Annotated in this window: 12 protein-coding genes and 1 tRNA gene; all 13 read right to left on the bottom strand. The window is 50.3% G+C overall.

Annotated features, from left to right (window positions below; translation table 11 throughout):
• Positions 1 to 50: 50 nt before the first annotated feature.
• The 13 genes from ABEB26_RS02700 to ABEB26_RS02640 all read right to left on the bottom strand — a co-directional run bounded on the left by ABEB26_RS02700 (position 51) and on the right by ABEB26_RS02640 (position 16,943).
• Complete coding sequence (locus ABEB26_RS02700; protein WP_345720403.1) at positions 51 to 1,352, bottom strand: LCP family glycopolymer transferase; 1,302 nt, start codon at positions 1,350 to 1,352, stop codon at positions 51 to 53.
• A gap of 117 nt (positions 1,353 to 1,469) precedes the next feature.
• Positions 1,470 to 4,124, bottom strand: coding sequence for a GAF domain-containing protein (locus ABEB26_RS02695; RefSeq protein WP_345720402.1), 2,655 nt, complete (start codon positions 4,122 to 4,124; stop codon positions 1,470 to 1,472).
• Positions 4,125 to 4,156: 32 nt separating this feature from the next.
• On the bottom strand, positions 4,157 to 4,738 hold the full coding sequence (locus tag ABEB26_RS02690) for a SpoIIE family protein phosphatase (protein WP_012192372.1): 582 nt from the start codon (positions 4,736 to 4,738) through the stop codon (positions 4,157 to 4,159).
• Entirely contained in the window at positions 4,738 to 5,166 is a 429-nt protein-coding gene (locus ABEB26_RS02685) for an anti-sigma regulatory factor (RefSeq protein WP_345720401.1), read from the bottom strand. Before ABEB26_RS02685 ends, ABEB26_RS02690 begins: the two co-directional genes overlap by 1 nt.
• A gap of 113 nt (positions 5,167 to 5,279) precedes the next feature.
• Positions 5,280 to 6,308 (bottom strand): phosphoribosylformylglycinamidine cyclo-ligase, encoded by a 1,029-nt coding sequence (purM, locus tag ABEB26_RS02680; RefSeq protein ID WP_345720400.1) that lies wholly within the window; start codon positions 6,306 to 6,308, stop codon positions 5,280 to 5,282.
• Between the two features lie 195 nt (positions 6,309 to 6,503).
• The gene (gene mutS, locus ABEB26_RS02675; protein ID WP_345720659.1) at positions 6,504 to 9,281 is read right to left on the bottom strand and encodes a DNA mismatch repair protein MutS; all 2,778 of its coding nucleotides are present in this window, start codon (positions 9,279 to 9,281) and stop codon (positions 6,504 to 6,506) included.
• A gap of 155 nt (positions 9,282 to 9,436) precedes the next feature.
• Positions 9,437 to 9,511, bottom strand: a tRNA-Trp gene (locus ABEB26_RS02670).
• A gap of 81 nt (positions 9,512 to 9,592) precedes the next feature.
• Positions 9,593 to 10,585, bottom strand: coding sequence for a prephenate dehydrogenase (locus ABEB26_RS02665; RefSeq protein ID WP_345720399.1), 993 nt, complete (start codon positions 10,583 to 10,585; stop codon positions 9,593 to 9,595).
• Between the two features lie 31 nt (positions 10,586 to 10,616).
• On the bottom strand, positions 10,617 to 11,645 hold the full coding sequence (locus tag ABEB26_RS02660) for a serine/threonine-protein kinase (RefSeq protein WP_345720398.1): 1,029 nt from the start codon (positions 11,643 to 11,645) through the stop codon (positions 10,617 to 10,619).
• 6 nt (positions 11,646 to 11,651) lie between these two features.
• Complete coding sequence (gene aroC / locus ABEB26_RS02655; RefSeq protein WP_345720397.1) at positions 11,652 to 12,722, bottom strand: chorismate synthase; 1,071 nt, start codon at positions 12,720 to 12,722, stop codon at positions 11,652 to 11,654.
• A gap of 33 nt (positions 12,723 to 12,755) precedes the next feature.
• On the bottom strand, positions 12,756 to 14,219 hold the full coding sequence (locus ABEB26_RS02650; RefSeq protein ID WP_345720396.1) for a tetratricopeptide repeat protein: 1,464 nt from the start codon (positions 14,217 to 14,219) through the stop codon (positions 12,756 to 12,758).
• A 5-nt stretch (positions 14,220 to 14,224) separates the two neighbouring features.
• Positions 14,225 to 15,424 carry a glycosyltransferase family 4 protein gene (locus tag ABEB26_RS02645; RefSeq protein WP_345720395.1) on the bottom strand — a complete coding sequence of 400 codons (1,200 nt, stop codon included), beginning with the start codon at positions 15,422 to 15,424 and terminating at the stop codon, positions 14,225 to 14,227.
• Between the two features lie 130 nt (positions 15,425 to 15,554).
• On the bottom strand, positions 15,555 to 16,943 hold the full coding sequence (locus ABEB26_RS02640; protein WP_345720394.1) for a hypothetical protein: 1,389 nt from the start codon (positions 16,941 to 16,943) through the stop codon (positions 15,555 to 15,557).
• Positions 16,944 to 17,094: the final 151 nt, after the last annotated feature.

Below are 17,094 nucleotides of genomic sequence, written 5' to 3'. Positions count from 1 at the left end.
AAGATAGCCTAGCTGGGCTAGCCTATCGCTAGGATTATGCTTGGCATAATCTACTTGAATAATTCGGCAATTCGGGCTTGAATTGCTGGTAAATCTGGTTGAATGATGTAAGCACCATCGCTGGTGCTAGTTTCATAGCCATAGGTTAAATCAATCGATTCGCGTTGAATTTCAGTCGGGTCGAAATTCTGGATTGCCAGCACCAAACGCACGGTCGTTGGCAAATCGATGCTGGTATATTCTAGGGTATTGTACAACGAGCTAATCAATTCGATGTTATCAACGCTATTATTGGCTTGCATGAGGTTTTGTAAGCGGGCAAAAATTGCCAAAAGCACCTGCTGTTGACGTTTGCCACGCTCAAAATCGTTGTCGGCATGGCGGGTGCGGCTATAAATCAGCGCTGTTGCGCCATCCATATGCTGCATGCCTGGCAAAAAGTGCGCTTCCATATAGCCATAATCAAAGGTTGGGTAGCGCGAATCGTAAATTTCTTTGGGCACATCAACATCAATGCCACCAATTAAATCAACCATCGTGATCATTTCTTCAAAGGTCGTGACCACCACTGCATCAATTGGCTGACCTATGGTGGTGCTTAGGGTTTGGCGTGCCAATTCGGCTCCGGCTTCAGTATCGCCATTATCGCCCTCACCATACATATAGGCAGCATTCAATTTGACCGAGAAGCCATATTCGGGCGGCAGAGCCACCCATAAATCGCGGGGTAAGGAAACCAAGGCCGCGCTTTGATTGCGTGGATTGAGATGCAAAATCAACAAGGCATCAGCCCGCGCTGGCTCCGTTTCGCCAGGCCGTCGATCCAAACCCAAAATTGCCACCGTCATGGCGGCTAACGGTCGAGGGGTAGCGCTCGGGCGCGGAGTATTGGTTGGGTGCGGAGTGACACTTGGCTGATTTGCGGCGATGGTTTGGGCTGTAGCAGTTGGCTGAATCACTGGAACCAAGCTGGGTTCGGCCACGCCGCCTGCAATAATTGGGGCTGGGGTAATGCTTGGCTCGACTTGGACCCCAACTACCTCGGCAGGCGTGCTCCACCACCACCAACCACCGCCAAAAATTAGCAATGCAAGCATGCCAAAAACTGCTAACGGCCAACGGCGGGTTGGTTTGGTAGCAGTTGGTGCTGAAGTAGGCGTTGGCGCTGCAACCACTGGTTCTTCAAGCAGGGTTGTTAATAATTGGCGTTGCTCTTCAACCTGCAATACTTCTAATAAGGCATAGCAATCGGCACAATTGGCAATATGGAAACCCATTTGAGCACGTTCGGGCGGGCGTACCGCCGGACGAATTCCTGCCGCAAGTTGGCGGCGCACGTCTTGACATTCCATGCAACGTCCTTGAGGATGGTAGTTTGTCACTTGATTATAGGCGGCTCGCCACGAAGATGCAAAAAACGTAGCCTACGGATCAGCTACGTTTTTACTCAAAACCCATTCCGAAGCTTGTTAATCAGCGGCGACTGGCATAATAAAGGTGAAAGTTGTGCCTTGATTGACCACACTTTCAAGCCAAATCCGCCCACCCATCAGTTGGATTAATGGACGTACTAGCGAAAGCCCCAAGCCCGTACCACCAGCCTCAATTTTTAGCGGATTTTCGGTACGATAGAAACGATCAAAGACTTTCTCATGTTCGCTGGGATCGATGCCCACGCCGCTATCTTGCACCGCCAAGGCGATATAGCGCCGCCCGACTTGCAGCCCTTCACGTTGCTTGCTTGGAATATCGTTAACATTGATTTCGAAGGCTTTCACGCTGATTTTGCCGCCATTGGGGGTATATTTGATCGCGTTGGAGAGCACATTCGAGGCCACTTGGCGAATGCGCTCTATATCGCTCCAGATGTTTGGCAAATTGGGCGCGAGGCTCAGCGAGAATTCTTGCTGGCGCTGGGTGATTTCGGCACGAGCATTGCCAACCACACTGCTCATCACATCGGCCACCATCAGCCGTGCCATTTGCAATTCAACGCTGCCAGTTTCAATCTTGGTGATATCCAGCAAATCGTTGATAATCGCGATCATCCGCTCAGAGTTATGGGCAATGGTATTAAGAAATTCCTTCTGAGTTGAATTCACTTCGCCCAACGAACCCATCGCCAGCAACTGGGTATAACCTTTGATTGAGGTCATCGGCGTGCGCAACTCGTGCGAAACCGTGCCAATAAACTCAGTTTTCAAGCGATCCGATTCGACTTCGCGGGTAATATCGCGGCCAATCAAACACGCGCCCAGCAATTCGCCACGCTCAGTCATCACCGGAACCAAGGTCACGCTGATCGATTGGGTGGCGCGTTTGATGATAATGCCTTGAGTTTGGGCCACATCGGGGTTGTTCAACACCGCTCCCAGCGGATCGCCAGGCAATTTGATATGCAACGATTCGAGCAATTCGTCGAAGCTTTGGGTCACCAACTCATCAAGTGGCCGATCCAGAATCGCTTCGGCGGCTGCGTTGGCCAAAATAATATTACGATCAAGATTGAACACAATTACTGCATCGTTGAGCGATTGCAAAATAGCGTTGTTTTGGCTTGAAACTTCTTCTTGATGACGCAACATGGTTGAAAGCTTGATTGTGCGTTCGGCCAAATATTCATAAAGTTGAGCGTTATAAATGGCAATTGCGATTTCGCCAGCGATTGCTTTGAGCAAACGCATATGGCTTTGATTGAAAAAGTGCGATTTAGGATGCGAAAGCATCAACACACCCACAATGTCATCGCCTGCGATCAGCGGCATGCCGACCAATGAACCAGTATTTTTGCCCACCTCTTGGCCAAAAGCATCAACTTGCACCCAACGATCGTCGTTGGTCACATCGTTAACCAAGGCGGGCTGGCGATGTTGGGCGATCCAACCGACCAAGCCTTCACCAATTTGGAAGCGCCGCGAGCCAAGCGTATGCGAAATTCCGGCCAAGGTTGCCCGATCAACCAGCAAGCCTGTGGCCGCGTCTATCAGCATCACCGAGCCATGTTGCACACCAGTCAAGTTGGCCAGTGCTTGCAAAATCCGGTTGAGCAGCACATCAATTTCGAGGGTCGAAATGTCGCGGGCAATATCAGCAATTGCTTCAAGGCGATCGCGTTCTTCACTAAGTTCGGCGGTACGTTCGGCAACTTTGCGTTCGAGGTCGGCGTTTAATTGCTGCACTGTGCTATACAAACGAATATTTTGCAGCGTGACCACAATTTGGTTGGCAACCGTCCGCCAGAGATTCATCATCACATCATCGATGCGCTCGATTAACGTTGAGCCTTGAGCCACCAAACAGCCAAGCATATTATTTTCTTGGCGCAGCGGCACAAACAACGCTCCTTGGTTATCGATCATCCACGAGGTACTATTTGGCTCGACCATTGGTTGCAGTTGGACCATACCTTGGGCCGTGGCGAGTTTGAGCGCAGCGGGCAAATTTTCAGGATCAAGCGGCTGGCCAGTTAATGTGGCCCAATCATCGCCCCAAGCATGTTCGATCATCCACGTATCGTCGTCGATGCGCAACACGATTGCACAACGCTCGACGGTAAAGGCTGAGAGAATCCGTGGGCCAATATCTTCAAGAATTTCGCGATCCAGCGAGGCGCTCATGGCTTGCGAAAGCTCGTACAGCGTAGACATCTGCAAGGCAAAATAATCGGATTCAGAAGCCATTTGGGCTTGATGATCAAGCAGATATTCGGCTTGAGCCACCTGTTCACGCAATTCGGCTTGCACCGTGGTATTGTGATGGTTGGTGAGCAAAATCGTACAGCGCTCGACCAATTGATCAAGCTCGTTCGACGATTGCCAGCGCGTCAGCTTGTGCGTTTGTAGCACATCAACGATTGCCGGGCGTAACTGAAAACTCAATTGAATCAAGGTGGTTAATTCAAAGGCATGCCAATCGATGCCTAACTCGACCAAGGCTAGCTCCAAATCGGTTTGCTCGGCAGGTAACGTCAGCAGCAACTCATATAAACGCCGCACATGCACCGAAGGAAAATGCACCCCATTTTTGGGCACAGCAGTGCCGAGGCGATGCACCCAGCGGGCGATCACTTGCTCAGCATTATCAATCAGAAATTGACGCAATTGAGGCGTAGACGTTTTCTGCATAGCGCACCTTCTGGACAAAACGCAAGGCTGACCTACTGAGTTTGAGCAATCAGAATCGTGACATCATCGGTGGTTTTGCCATAGCGTTCCATTAGGCTGATCGCCAAGGCTTCGGGGTTTTCGATCGCGTGATGCAAGGCCGAATCGGTAATCATACGCGTTGAAATACCGTCGCTATACAACACAAAAATATCACCGAGATTAAAGGTATAGGTCATTTCCAGCAGGCTTGGCAATTGATTATGCCCAAGAATGCCATTTTTGGAAATAGGCTTAATCACCCGATCGCTGATGACATGAATACCTATATTACCTACGCCAATATAGCTTGCACGAAGATGATCGAACTCCAAGCGGAGTAAGCCGATCACTGCGCCGCGTGTGCCATGGAGTGCCTTATGACAACGCTCGATCAATTCCTTGAGCGGTCGGGTGGCATGTTGATGCAATTCTTCTAAGGCTAATTTGGTTGGCTTGGCAGCTTCTGCGCCCCCACCAAGGCCATCGATCACCGCAATTAAGATACTATTTTGACTTTCGATCACAGCATAGCCATCGCCAGAGACCGATTGACCATATTTGCTGCGCGTTTGGGCGCTCCAATTTAATCTCATTATAGTCCTCCGCGTTCGCGCCGACGTGGGAGCCACCGTCGTGCTCGAACGACCGTGCCAACACCAACTTGGGATTCAATTTCGAATTCGTCCATCAAACGTTTAACCCCAGGCAAGCCCGTGCCAAGGGTCTGCTTGGTGCTATAGCCATCACGTAAGGCAAGGGTTGTATCTGCGATGCCTGGTCCATTGTCGCTTGCCTCGATTTCGATACCACGTTGCTCGTTGAGTTCAATTTCGCGCACGGTTATGCTACCGCGTTCGGCGTGAGCCAAAATATTGCGCGTTAATTCTAAAATCGCAATTTCAATCCGTGTACGATCAACATCATCAAAGCCTAGGCCACGTGATACTTCACGTCCATGGCTGACCGCGATGTAGACATCAACCTCACGAGCAATCGTTTGGGTCAGAGGTTCACGACTCATTATAACGTTTCCGTTTTGGCTGCGATAGTGATGAAGATGACAACTAGCTTTCGTTTGCCAACCTTAATTAATACCAAGGTTGGCAAACTATCGTTGGCAGTATAGCACAGTTGCTAGCGATCTACTAGCACCACTCGCGGTTGATTACCCTGCTCAATCACACGCCCGACCAGTTGGGCATCGCTGATGGTTGCCAGTGCTTGCTCAGCCTGTTCAGCCGCAATAAACAGAATCATTCCCAAGCCCATGTTGAGCACATGATGGGCCTCGTGTTCATCCATCGCTGCTTGTTCAACAATTAATTTAAAGATTGCTGGCACGTGCCATGAGCCACGCACTAATTCGACGGTCACGTTGGCTGGCAACACCCGCGGAATGTTATCCCAAATGCCGCCGCCAGTGATATGGGCCAAGCCATGAATCGCCACACCTGCTTGGCGCAAAGCCTGAACTTCGTGCAAATAGGCGCGGTGCGGAGCCAACAATGCCTCGCCAATGCTCTGGCCAGCTAAAATTGCTGGTTGACTGGTATAGCCTAAGGGTGCGCAAACTTTCCGCGCCAAGGAATAGCCATTGGTGTGTAAGCCAGTCGAAGGCAAGGCAATCGCTACATCACCTGGTTTGATGGCGCTACCATCAAGCATATGCGCCCGATCAACCACGCCAACGATTGTGCCTGCTACATCAAAGGCCCCATCGTGGTAAACGCCTGGCATTTCGGCAGTTTCGCCACCAAGTAAGGCTATTCCAGCATCGCGACACGCGGCTGCTAGCCCCTCAACCGCAGCAACAACCATGGCTGGTTCAAGCTTCGAGGCAGCAATATAATCGAGAAAAAAGAGTGGCGTTGCACCTTGGCACAAAATATCATTAATACAATGGTTAACTAAATCTGCCCCAATCGTGCGCACATCGCCAACGGCTGCGGCCACCGCCGTTTTGGTGCCAACCCCATCGGTTGAGGCCACCAATACCGGCTGAGCATGGCTGGTATTAACCTGAGCCAAATCAAAACAGCCGCCAAACGCGCCTAAACCTGCCAACACTGCTGGCGTATGGGTGGCCTTGACTGCGGCTCCCATCTGTTGGATCGCATCCATTTTGGTTGCAATATCAACGCCAGCATCCTTATAGGTGGTCATGGTTGTCTACTCCAGTTCCGAATTGATTGGTTGATGGCTCATTATAGAACAAAGAACATAGAGCATAGAACATAGGAAGTTTGGGGTCAGAGATCAGGATTCAGGGGCTAGATTTTTAACCACGAAGGACACGAAGCGCACGAAGTTATTAATTTGCGACTTCGCGATCTTCGCGTCCTTCGCGGTTTCAGCGCTTTACCCCTCTTTGGACAAGCGTTGTAATTCGTAAAGTTTGGTCAGGGCTTCAATTGGGGTTAGTTGGGTTACATCCATTTCGCGCAATAGCTCAACCGCTGGATTTGGCTCGTTGCTCGCAAACAGCGACATTTGCGGCACAGCCGAACTACCAGCAGCATTCATGCGGCGCATGGCCTCGCGGCGCTGCTCACGATCACCCTTACCTTCAAGCTCGCTTAGCACTTCGGTTGCACGTTTAATTACGGCTGGTGGCAAACCCGCCATTTGGGCCACGTGAATCCCATATGAGCGATCAGCAGCACCCTCGATAACTTTGCGCAAAAAGACCACATGATCGCCTTCTTCAGCGACCGCCAGCGTCCAATTATGCACGCGAGGTAAGATGTTGGCTAGCTCGGTCAGTTCATGGTAGTGGGTTGCAAACAGGGTTTTAGCCCGTAAGCGCGGCTGATTATGGATATATTCGACGACTGCCCGCGCAATCGAAAGCCCATCGTAGGTGCTCGTGCCACGGCCAATCTCATCGAGAATAATCAGCGATCGTGGCGAACCATTATGTAAAATATTGGCAGTCTCGATCATCTCAACCATAAAGGTCGATTGGCCTGTGGCAATATCGTCCTGAGCTCCAATCCGAGTGAAAATCCGGTCGAGTAGGCCTATTTCGGCATAATCGGCGGGCACAAACGAGCCAATTTGGGCCATTAAGCCAATCAAGGCCACTTGACGCAAAAAGGTGCTTTTGCCCGACATGTTCGGCCCAGTCAATACAATAATCTGATGGTCAACATCAAAATGGGCATCATTCGGGGTAAATGGCTCATTCAAATTATGTTCAACCACCGGATGCCGCCCGCCTTGGATTACAAAAACATCGTCGAGGCGCAGGGTTGGGCGCACAAAGCGCTGGCGTACAGCCACTTCTGCCAACGTGCTATAGACATCAAACTCGGCGATTGCTCGCGCCAAATCCAGCAAACGATGACCAGCATTGGCCAAATGGCGCAAAATGAGGCGAAATGCTTGACGCTCTTTTTCGTTCAAGGCTTCCGAGGCATTGAGAATCAGTGATTCGTATTCTTTGAGTTCGGGGGTGATATAACGCTCAGCATTAACCAAGGTTTGTTTGCGAATGTAATCATCGGGGATGCGGGTTTCGCCACTGGCCTTGGTTACTTCAATGTAGTAGCCAAAGACTTTGTTATAGCTGACCTTGAGGGTTTTGATGCCAGTGCGTTGCTGTTCCTTGGCTTCAAGTTCGTTGATCCAACGGGCGGCATCACGAGTAGCCTCAACAATTGCATCAATTTCGGCAGTATGGCCTTTGCGAATCACATTTTCGTCGCTGCGGGCGTTGTCCCATGTGCCAAGCAAGGCTGGCGGATCATCGGCAATCGCCTGTTCGAGTAATTCGCAAATATCGGCGCAAGCATCGATTTGATTGGTTGCTGGCGCATCATCAAACAGATCATCATCACTCGGCGCAGCCTCGGTTAGGCTAGTTGAGCGTAAACCAGTGCGTTCGATTTGGCTCAAAATGTCGGGAGTTAGGCGTAATGCTTCGCGCAATCGCACTAAATCACGCGGGGTGGCAATGCCTTGAACCACCCGATTGATTGTGCGTTCGATATCGCCAACACCTTTGAACAACGCCCGTAGCTCACCGCGAACCAAGGTTTCCTCAACAAAACAACTGACAGCTTGTTGGCGTTCAGTTAATGGGCCAAGCTCAATCAGCGGTTGCGAGATCCATTGGCGCAGCAGGCGTGCACCCATTGGCGTGCGGGTTTGGTCGAGCACGGCAATCAATGAGCCTTTGCGTTGGCCAGCAGCGCCTTCGGTTAGCTCCAAATTACGGCGCGTTTGCGGGTCGAGAAACATAAAACGGGTTGTATCATAGACCCGCAAGCTGCGCACTTGGGCCACACTATCACGCTGGGTTTCATGCAGATATTGAATTAATGCGCCAGCCGCCCGGGTTGCAAGCGCTTTATTGCCCAAGCCAAAACCATCAAGCGATTGGCTTTTGAATTGACTAAGCAAGGCATCGTGGGCGGTGCGAGCATCCCAATGCCAATTGGGCCATTGGGTGACATTGCCTTGAACCCAAGTGCTTTCGTTATTGCCTTCAACTTTTTTGGCGGTGCGTTCGTGGGGTAGCAAGCGTTCGCGTTCAGCCTTGCGCATTGGCGCGAGATCTTGGGCCAGCTGCTTTTTGGCAATTTCCATACCTGCTGGACGCAACTCGGGTGCATCGGAAACCAAGAGTTCAGCCGCGCCCAAACGCGCTAATTCGCCATCAAGTTGCTTCAAGGCCTCGTTGCCGCGCAATTCGGTGGCACAAAATTCGCCTGTGGTTAGGTCGGCATAGGCCAAACCAACATTGCCACGATCAACTAAAATTGCCGCAAGATAACTATTACGCTCTGCCTGGAGCATCGTTGGTTCGGTTAACGTGCCTGGAGTGACAATCCGCACAACCTCACGTTTTTGCAAGGTTTTATGCACCATCTCATCCATTTGTTCGCAGATGGCCACACGATAGCCCCGGCTGACCAGTTGCTCAATATAATTATCGGCAGCGTGATAGGGCACGCCTGCCATCGGGGTATTTTCATCGCTGCTAAGACCGCGCACCGTCAGGGTGATATCGAGCACTTCGGCGATCAGCTTTGCATCGTCGCCGAAGGTTTCGTAAAAATCGCCCAGCCGGAAAAATAGAATTACATCGGCGTATTTTTGCTTAATCGACAGATATTGCTGCCACATCGTCATTTTTGACACAGTAGACCCTCAAGCATGCTGCAAAAACTCAGTTCAACCAGCAAAGTATAGCATGTCAACCAGAATTTGAACATCTGTGCTATAGGCCATTTAGGTGATTTGGGGCTAGCTATCTGGCAACAAAAAACGCTCCGTGATGGAGCGTTTGGCAGGGGCGCAGGGATTCGAACCCTGAAATCCGGTTTTGGAGACCAGCGGTTTACCATTGAGCCTACACCCCTTCGCTGGTTGTCTTTATCAGACGTGGCGGAGTATAGCATAGTTTGGTGAATTGAGCAAGTTTTTGATCTACAGCTTGTGACCTATTTTTTCTTGCCGCCCCGTAGTAAGGCACTGGGGTTGCCAAACAAGCGTTGGCTCATGCTCGTACCTAAATCAGCATCGGCTAGTTGCTCGCCTTCACCTGGCCGTTGATTTTGCGGCAAGGTCAGCCATTGGTCGCGCATGGTTTTAGCATGTTCAAACATGCTTTGTAATTCGTCAATTTTATCATCTTCAAGCGCTGTACGCATCTCAACCAAAACCCGAATTGACTCGTTGACCCAATGTTTGAGGGCTGTACGGTTGGTGCTACAAATATCGCGATGCATCACTGGATCGCCCGATGCCAAGCGGGTAATATCGCGAAAGCCGCTAGCCGCGACCATCTGCATCTCACGCCACGAGGGCGAACGGGTTACCACCTCGGTTTGGGCGGTTGCCAACAAAAATGGCAAATGGCTAATCCCAGCCACATAAATGTCGTGTTCTTCAGGATCGATATAGTAAGGCTTGGCTCCAACGGTTTCGACAAAGGCTGTCGCCAAATCGGTGGCTTCAGCAGTGGCATTCAAGGCCGGACATAAACAATAGACTGCGCCTTTGAACAAATCTAATTCAGCCGCTTCGGCTCCGTTTTTTTCGCGACCAGCCATAGGATGACCACCAACAAAACTCACGGTTGTTGGCAATAATTCTCTGGCCCACTGCAAAACGCTGGCCTTGGTGCTACACACATCGGTTACTAAAGCTTTATAGCGCAGATGTGGGGAAATTTCGCGCATCAAGGCAGGTAGGGTTTGCACTGGAGTTGCCAAGACTACAATATCGGCCTCTTTGACTGCTTCGACAGCAGTTTTGGCTTCGGCATCGATCGCCAAACGACCACGAGCAATCCGCAATTGTTGGCTGCTGCCATCGTAGCCAATTACCTTACAACGCCCCAAGGGAGCGCTCTCAGGATCAGCCGTGCCCAACGCCAACCCTAGTGATGCGCCAATCAGCCCAGTTCCAAGAATTGCAACGGTATATGCCATAGAACAACTCCCATCCGTACATGCAAGCCGACTATTTGGCCTGTAACGATAAAATCACCATTTCGCTCAACACCAAAATGGCGATTAACAATAACACTGTAACTGGCTCGAAAATGTTCATTGCCGCCAAAAGCACACACAAACTGCAAAAAATTCCGGCTTCGGTTGCTTGGCGATGCGAACGTCGCACATCAAAGCGCTGCGCCCGATTGTGATAACGCCGAATACCCCAGACATACACCAGCGGCAAAACCATGGCATTGCTAGCCAAAAATACCCCACTCAGAAACATTAAGTAGATTGGTAAATCGGGCAAGCCAGCAGCAATCGTGGTAGTTGGGGCTGGCACAAAAGCCAAGATCCAGAAAATGATCGCCCAACCAACCGTGCCTCGCCACGTTAATGCTGGCAAGCGCAACGCCCATTGCATTGGCAGCCACGTGGTTAAGCCCAAGGCTAGCGTTGCAATGCCAAACAAACTGCGTACTCCAAAGCCCGATTGAGGCGAAAGCCCACCAAAAAAGACCCATAGCAACATTGCTGTCCAACCTAAGCCTGCCACGAAGGCCACCCACAACGGCGGACGCTGAATTTCTGGTGCGGGCAGGCTCTCGGGCTGCAAGGCTGCGACAACTGCGGCAGGCAATTCGCGCCGCACAGGCTGCTCAACAGGTGCTTCAGTTGGCAGTTTGGGCAAGGATTGGTTGGGCAAGGTTGGTGGGCGCAAACGAGTCCGCGTGCGATCACGGCCTCGGTTGCTGGTTGGATTCGTAACCTGTGGAGTGTCGTTGCTTGGCCGCAAACGACTTAATGCGCGGCTTGCTGCCACCCGATAACGCTCTTGACGTAGTGGCATTGGTGGAACTGGCTCGACAACGATAGTTGGCGCAATTTCAACAACGACCGTTTCGTCAGCAACACTTTGGCTTTGCAATTCAGCTTTGCGTCGCGATAATGCCCGACTGATCGCCGCACGTAATTGAGGTGGAGCCGAGCTACTCCGGCGTGGCTCGGCCTCTGGTAATTCTGCTTGGTTTGTGGTTGACGGAGCGTCTGTCATTCAGGCCTACAATCGGGCGGCACGTTGTTGCAAGACACAATCGACGAGCACCAAGGCCAACATTGCCTCGGCAACTGGCACTAAACGCGGCAAAACAGTTGGGTCGTGACGGCCTTTGACCACAATCGTAGCAGGTTCGCCCGCTTGATCGACCGTGGTTTGTGCTTGGGCGATTGAGGCTGGCGGCTTGGCCGTCAGACGGACCACAATCTCCTCGCTGCTGCTGATGCCACCCAAAATTCCGCCAGCATGATTGCTACTCGTGCCAATGCTACCATCTGCTCGCTGGATAAATGGATCGTTATTTTGCGAACCACGGGCATTGCCTGCTTCGATGCCTGAGCCAATTTCGACCGCTTTGACCGCAGGAATGCTAAACATAGCGTGGCCAATCAAGGCATCCAGTTTATCAAAAACTGGCTCACCTAGCCCAGCCGGAACTCCTCGCGCCCGTACTTCAACCACCCCGCCCAGCGAATCCAAATCGCGGCGAGCTTGATCGACATAGGCGATCATCTGCTCGGCTACAGCGGGATCAGGGCAGCGCATAATGTTATTTTCAATTTCGTTTTCGTCGATAATTTGGGCTTTGAGATGGCCTAAACTCAGCGTATAGGCGACTAAGCTAATGCCCATTGTAGCCAAAATCTGCCGCGCGACCGCGCCAGCCGCAACTCGTGCGGCGGTTTCGCGGGCACTCGAACGGCCACCGCCACGATAATCGCGAAAGCCATATTTGGCATCGTAGCTATGGTCGGCATGGCCAGGTCGATACAAATGTTTAATTGCATCGTAATCACTAGAACGAGCGTTGGTATTGCGAATCAGCATCGCTAAGGCTGTGCCAGTGGTTCGCCCCTCAAACATGCCCGATAAAATCTCAACTTCATCAGGCTCGCGGCGGGCCGAAGTCATACGGCTTTGGCCAACCCGACGGCGATCCAATTGAGCCTGAACAGCTGCTAGATCAAGCTCCAAACCTGCTGGACAACCATCGATCACCACGCCCAAGCCAACCCCATGGGATTCGCCCCATGTTGAAATGCGGAACAACCGACCAAAACTATTTCCAGGCATGCATGCCTCGCTTATAAAAAGCCATGGCTCAACCTAGGCTCGCAATGTTTGTACCAAGCGATCCCGATCTTGGCCAATGCGCAGATTATTGGGATCTTCACTGAGGGCTTGCTCAAATTGTTGTAAGGCATCAGCAGGCCGCTTCATCTGCTCATAAATCAAGCCTAGGGCATGGCGATAGGTCGAATCACGTGGGTTGAGCTTGACTGCTCGTTCCCACTCTAGCATAGAAAGATACCACATCCCACGCTTTTGATAGACAACCCCACGATTAAAATGCCCAGTGGGATCAGCTAATTCTTCGAATTGCGGCACAAACCGCACAACCTGCCGCGAGACAGATTTCCAAGCAAAGATCATTAGTACTAAAATAATAAGATAGTAACTGGCGATGGTGAAGAGAACTTGTTTGATTAGAGTAAAAAACGCTTGAATATCGGCTGGGCTTTGAATTGACGGGCTAACTTTAAATGATATGAGAAAAGATTCGGCTATTGGGGTTATATAACTTTCAAATCGAAAAACTGAGAATAAGAGTGAAAGCCAAGATAATGCATAAATTAGATTATAAATAAGGGTTCCCCAATAACCATATTTTTTTCGACGGATTAATGCTATTCCCATTACAATACCAAATACCCCAATTAATAAGAAAACTACTCCTAGATTAAGTACTGGAGTAATCGATTCTGAAAAATCTTCCTCCAACCTGGCAACTTTTTCATCTTGAAGCTTCTTTTGAGCTTCTGGAAGCGTTAGACCTGGTGGTGCTATAACTCTTAAGCTTTTTTGGAAATCATTATAATTTTGAAATGTATCAACAAAAATAAGGATAGCCAAGAATGTCCATAATAAGGCAGGCAACATGCTTAATATTGCTGCAATTATTGCTGGTGCTCTAGATGGGGCTTGACGATCAGCCTTAATCGTCAAGTTCATACTACACTGACGGCAACGCTGATCAACATAGCGGGTTGGTGCGCCACAGCGTGGGCAAGGCAAAACATCGGGTACTTCGCCTAAGGCTGGGGGAGCCAATTGCTGGGTTGCTGGCAAAGGGCCATTCCCAAGCGGTTGGGTCGCGGGCAAGGGGGCTTGGCCCAGCGGTTGGGTCGTCGGAAAAGGCGTTTGCGTGATCGGCTGGCCTGGGAGTGGTTTATCGGCCAAGGGCAAATCAGCCAAGGCGAGGGTTGCTCCAGTATAGGCTGGTGGGGTTGCCTCAGGCAAGGCGGGGCTTGGCTCGACAAAAATTGCTGGATGTTGCTTGCGCAGCCATTCCAAGCCCTGTTTTGCGCGATTACTCTGCGGATTAATGTGCAGCGCATTTTCTAAACTAATGCGAATCTCATCGGGATCTTCCAATGCGCCCGCCAGATATAGCCAAGCTTGTTCATTGGTTTCGTCTTGCTCAACAACCTTCATCAGATGTTCGCGGGCCAAGGCTTTATTGCCACTTTTCAGCGCCGCAACCCCAGCCTGAAACGCCTCAGTACTCATACAATTCATCCCCACATACTAGTTGCACGCTCGTCGCAAACCCGTTGATAGACCGCTTGGGTTTGGCAGGCAATTAATGGCCAATTATAAATCTCAACCACAGTTTTGAAGGCATTTTCAACTCGTTGCTGTGTCCATTCGGGGTGAGCTAGTGTGTGCAAAATACCCCAAGCCAACGATTCAGGGTTATCGGGGTAAACCGTTAAGCCAGTTTCGTGAATTTGCACCACCTCGCGCAAACCACCAGTATCCGAAACAATGACTGGGCAATGCGCCGCCATCGCTTCCAAGGCTACAATCCCAAATGGCTCGTAGATGCTGGGAAATACCGCAACATCAGCAACATTGTAGAGATAATGGCGATCTTGATCGGTCACGAAGCCCGTCCAATAGACATGCGCATCGATACCTAACTCCCGGCTGCGGTTGCGCAATTGTTCGGCTAACGGCCCCATGCCAGCAATTACGAATTTAATGTCGCGACGTTGCGCCAACACATGCGGAATTGCCTCAACCAACACTTGAATGCCTTTTTCGTAGACCATGCGGGCAATACTAAACACTACTTTTTCGTTATCGGCGGCATATTTTTGGCGAAATTGCTGGCGCTCTTGGCTCGGCCATTCAATCGTGGGCACGTTCACCCCATTGGCAATTACATCAAGTTTATCAAAGGGCGTGCCAAAAAATTGATGCAACTGGTCAGCCATAAAATCGCTGCACACAATCACCCGCCAACTTTCGTGGGCCAACCACCATTCCAAGCCATTGATCGTTTTGGCATGGTCGCCGCCCAGCGAGCCACGTCCACGCCCACGCTCAGTTGCATGAATTGTCGTAATTAAAGGAGTATGCCAAGCATATTTCAAGGCGACGCTACAATAGCTGGTCAGCCAATCATGACCATGAATCAGATCAAATGGGCCATGGGTTTTGCCCAAATCGTGGGCAAAGCGCTCAAGATAGCGGTTGGTTTCTTGGGTAAACGAAACAAAACCATAATCGGGCATAGCTGGTGGCTGAACTCGCCAAATATGGCTGTGCATGCCAAAACGCTCATGTTGTGGGCCGCCACGCAACCATGGTGTAAGCACATGCACTTCGATCCCAGCCGCATCAAGCACTGGAACCAACTCGGCAATATGCTTGCCCATCCCGCCAACAATATGCGGTGGATATTCCCAAGCCAACATCAAGACGCGCATGGATGCTCTACTCCTATGATTGAGTCAGGTCTCAAACAACGTTGTTGGGCCATTATACCAAGTTTAAATGGCAATAAACCTAGCAATTTCGCTAGGCCTACAGCCATTTTGAGGGTCAACATCAAGTGGGCTAGTAGAAACGTTGGGCAAGTGGCAGCATAACAAGGTAGGTGGCCTGCAAAGGGTGAGTTTGGCGTTGCAATTCAATTAAATTATTCATGCCATCGCCATCGGGGTCGCCATTGGCTCCGTTTACTCCAAATCCATCAAGCGGATCAAGCGTATACCGCACTTCCCAACCATCGTTTAATCCATCGTCGTCGCTATCGGCCAACAACGGTCGGGTGCTATTACGATATTCAGCCAAGTTGGTCAAAGCATCAGCATCAGGATCACCATTTGTGCCAACTTCGCCACCTGCCAGCAATGGATCAAGCTGCTGTTGCAATTCCCAGGCATCGGGCAATTGGTCATTATCACTATCGGCGCTGCGTGGGTTGGTGGCAAAGCCTTGTTCAGCAAGGTTGTTCAGCGAATCGCCATCAGGGTCGGCGTTGGCTCCATCATTGGCCAAGCTACTGAGCGGGTTCAAATGATGCTGCACTTCCCAGCCATCGAGTAAGCCATCGCCATCGCTATCGGCCTGATGGGGGTTGGTTTGATGCAAATATTCTTGCAAGTGGCTCAAACTATCAGCATCGCCATCGCCATTGGCTCCATGAATACCAGCAACACTCAAGGGATTGAGCTGTTGCGCCACTTCCCAGCCATCGGGCAAACCATCACCATCGCTATCAGGATTAAATGGATTGGTTGCTAAAGCTAATTCTGGTTGATTCTCCAAACCATCTGCATCAGCATCCAACTCGCAATCTAGGGGATTCGAACCATGCTCAATTTCCAAGCCATCGGGCAGGCCATCGCCATCGCTATCAGGGTGGCGTGGGTTGGTAGCAGCGGTATGCTCTTGAAGGTTATTCAGATTATCAGTATCAACATCGCCTGCACCACCGTGATAACCAGCAGGATTAATTGGCGAAAATTGATGATCGACTTCCCAGCCATCACGTAAACCATCGCCATCAGTATCAGGATTGGTTGGATGGGTATTACTAAATAATTCTTCTTGATTGGTCAAGCCATCGCGATCAGCATCGCCTGTGGCTCCATGATCGCCAAGTGCGCTGGTCGGATTCAGTCCGTAGCGCACTTCCCAACCATCATTCATCCCATCAGCATCACTATCAGGGTTACGCGGATTGGTAGCATAAATTTGCTCATTGGCATTGGTTAAGCCATCGTAATCGGGATCGCCCGCCGCGCCATCGTCGCCAAGCGCACTATAGGGGTTAAGTTGGTGGTTGGTTTCCCAACTATTAGTTAAACTATCGCTATCACTATCAAGTTGCTCATTTATGATTTTTGGTGGTAAATTGGCTAATTTTTGAGCATTTACCTGATTAAATGGATAATTTAGCAGAAAAATAATTGCAATTAGCAAAATCTTCACTCTAAGCATGAGCATAATCCTTCAAAAAAATGCAGAGACAAATAACTTGAAAGAATTATGCGCTGATTGAAGATTATAAACAATTAATTTGCTAGTACTTTATTCTCTCAATAAAATATCTAATCTGGTGGTACTGTGATAATGCTATGACCATTGGGAG

Origin of the sequence: Herpetosiphon gulosus (genome assembly GCF_039545135.1) — a bacterium.
Classification (GTDB): domain Bacteria; phylum Chloroflexota; class Chloroflexia; order Chloroflexales; family Herpetosiphonaceae; genus Herpetosiphon; species Herpetosiphon gulosus.
Note: the sequence above shows the minus strand (reverse complement) of the source record. Positions and strands in the feature narration are given on the sequence as shown.

Coding starts and splice junctions, on each gene's coding strand:
- ABEB26_RS02700 (WP_345720403.1), bottom strand. CDS start 1,352: ATGGAATGTCAAGACGTGCGCCGCCAACTTGCGGCAGGAATTCGTCCG.
- ABEB26_RS02695 (WP_345720402.1), bottom strand. CDS start 4,124: ATGCAGAAAACGTCTACGCCTCAATTGCGTCAATTTCTGATTGATAAT.
- ABEB26_RS02690 (WP_012192372.1), bottom strand. CDS start 4,738: ATGAGATTAAATTGGAGCGCCCAAACGCGCAGCAAATATGGTCAATCG.
- ABEB26_RS02685 (WP_345720401.1), bottom strand. CDS start 5,166: ATGAGTCGTGAACCTCTGACCCAAACGATTGCTCGTGAGGTTGATGTC.
- purM (WP_345720400.1), bottom strand. CDS start 6,308: ATGACCACCTATAAGGATGCTGGCGTTGATATTGCAACCAAAATGGAT.
- mutS (WP_345720659.1), bottom strand. CDS start 9,281: ATGACGATGTGGCAGCAATATCTGTCGATTAAGCAAAAATACGCCGAT.
- ABEB26_RS02665 (WP_345720399.1), bottom strand. CDS start 10,585: ATGGCATATACCGTTGCAATTCTTGGAACTGGGCTGATTGGCGCATCA.
- ABEB26_RS02660 (WP_345720398.1), bottom strand. CDS start 11,645: ATGACAGACGCTCCGTCAACCACAAACCAAGCAGAATTACCAGAGGCC.
- aroC (WP_345720397.1), bottom strand. CDS start 12,722: ATGCCTGGAAATAGTTTTGGTCGGTTGTTCCGCATTTCAACATGGGGC.
- ABEB26_RS02650 (WP_345720396.1), bottom strand. CDS start 14,219: ATGAGTACTGAGGCGTTTCAGGCTGGGGTTGCGGCGCTGAAAAGTGGC.
- ABEB26_RS02645 (WP_345720395.1), bottom strand. CDS start 15,424: ATGCGCGTCTTGATGTTGGCTTGGGAATATCCACCGCATATTGTTGGC.
- ABEB26_RS02640 (WP_345720394.1), bottom strand. CDS start 16,943: ATGCTTAGAGTGAAGATTTTGCTAATTGCAATTATTTTTCTGCTAAAT.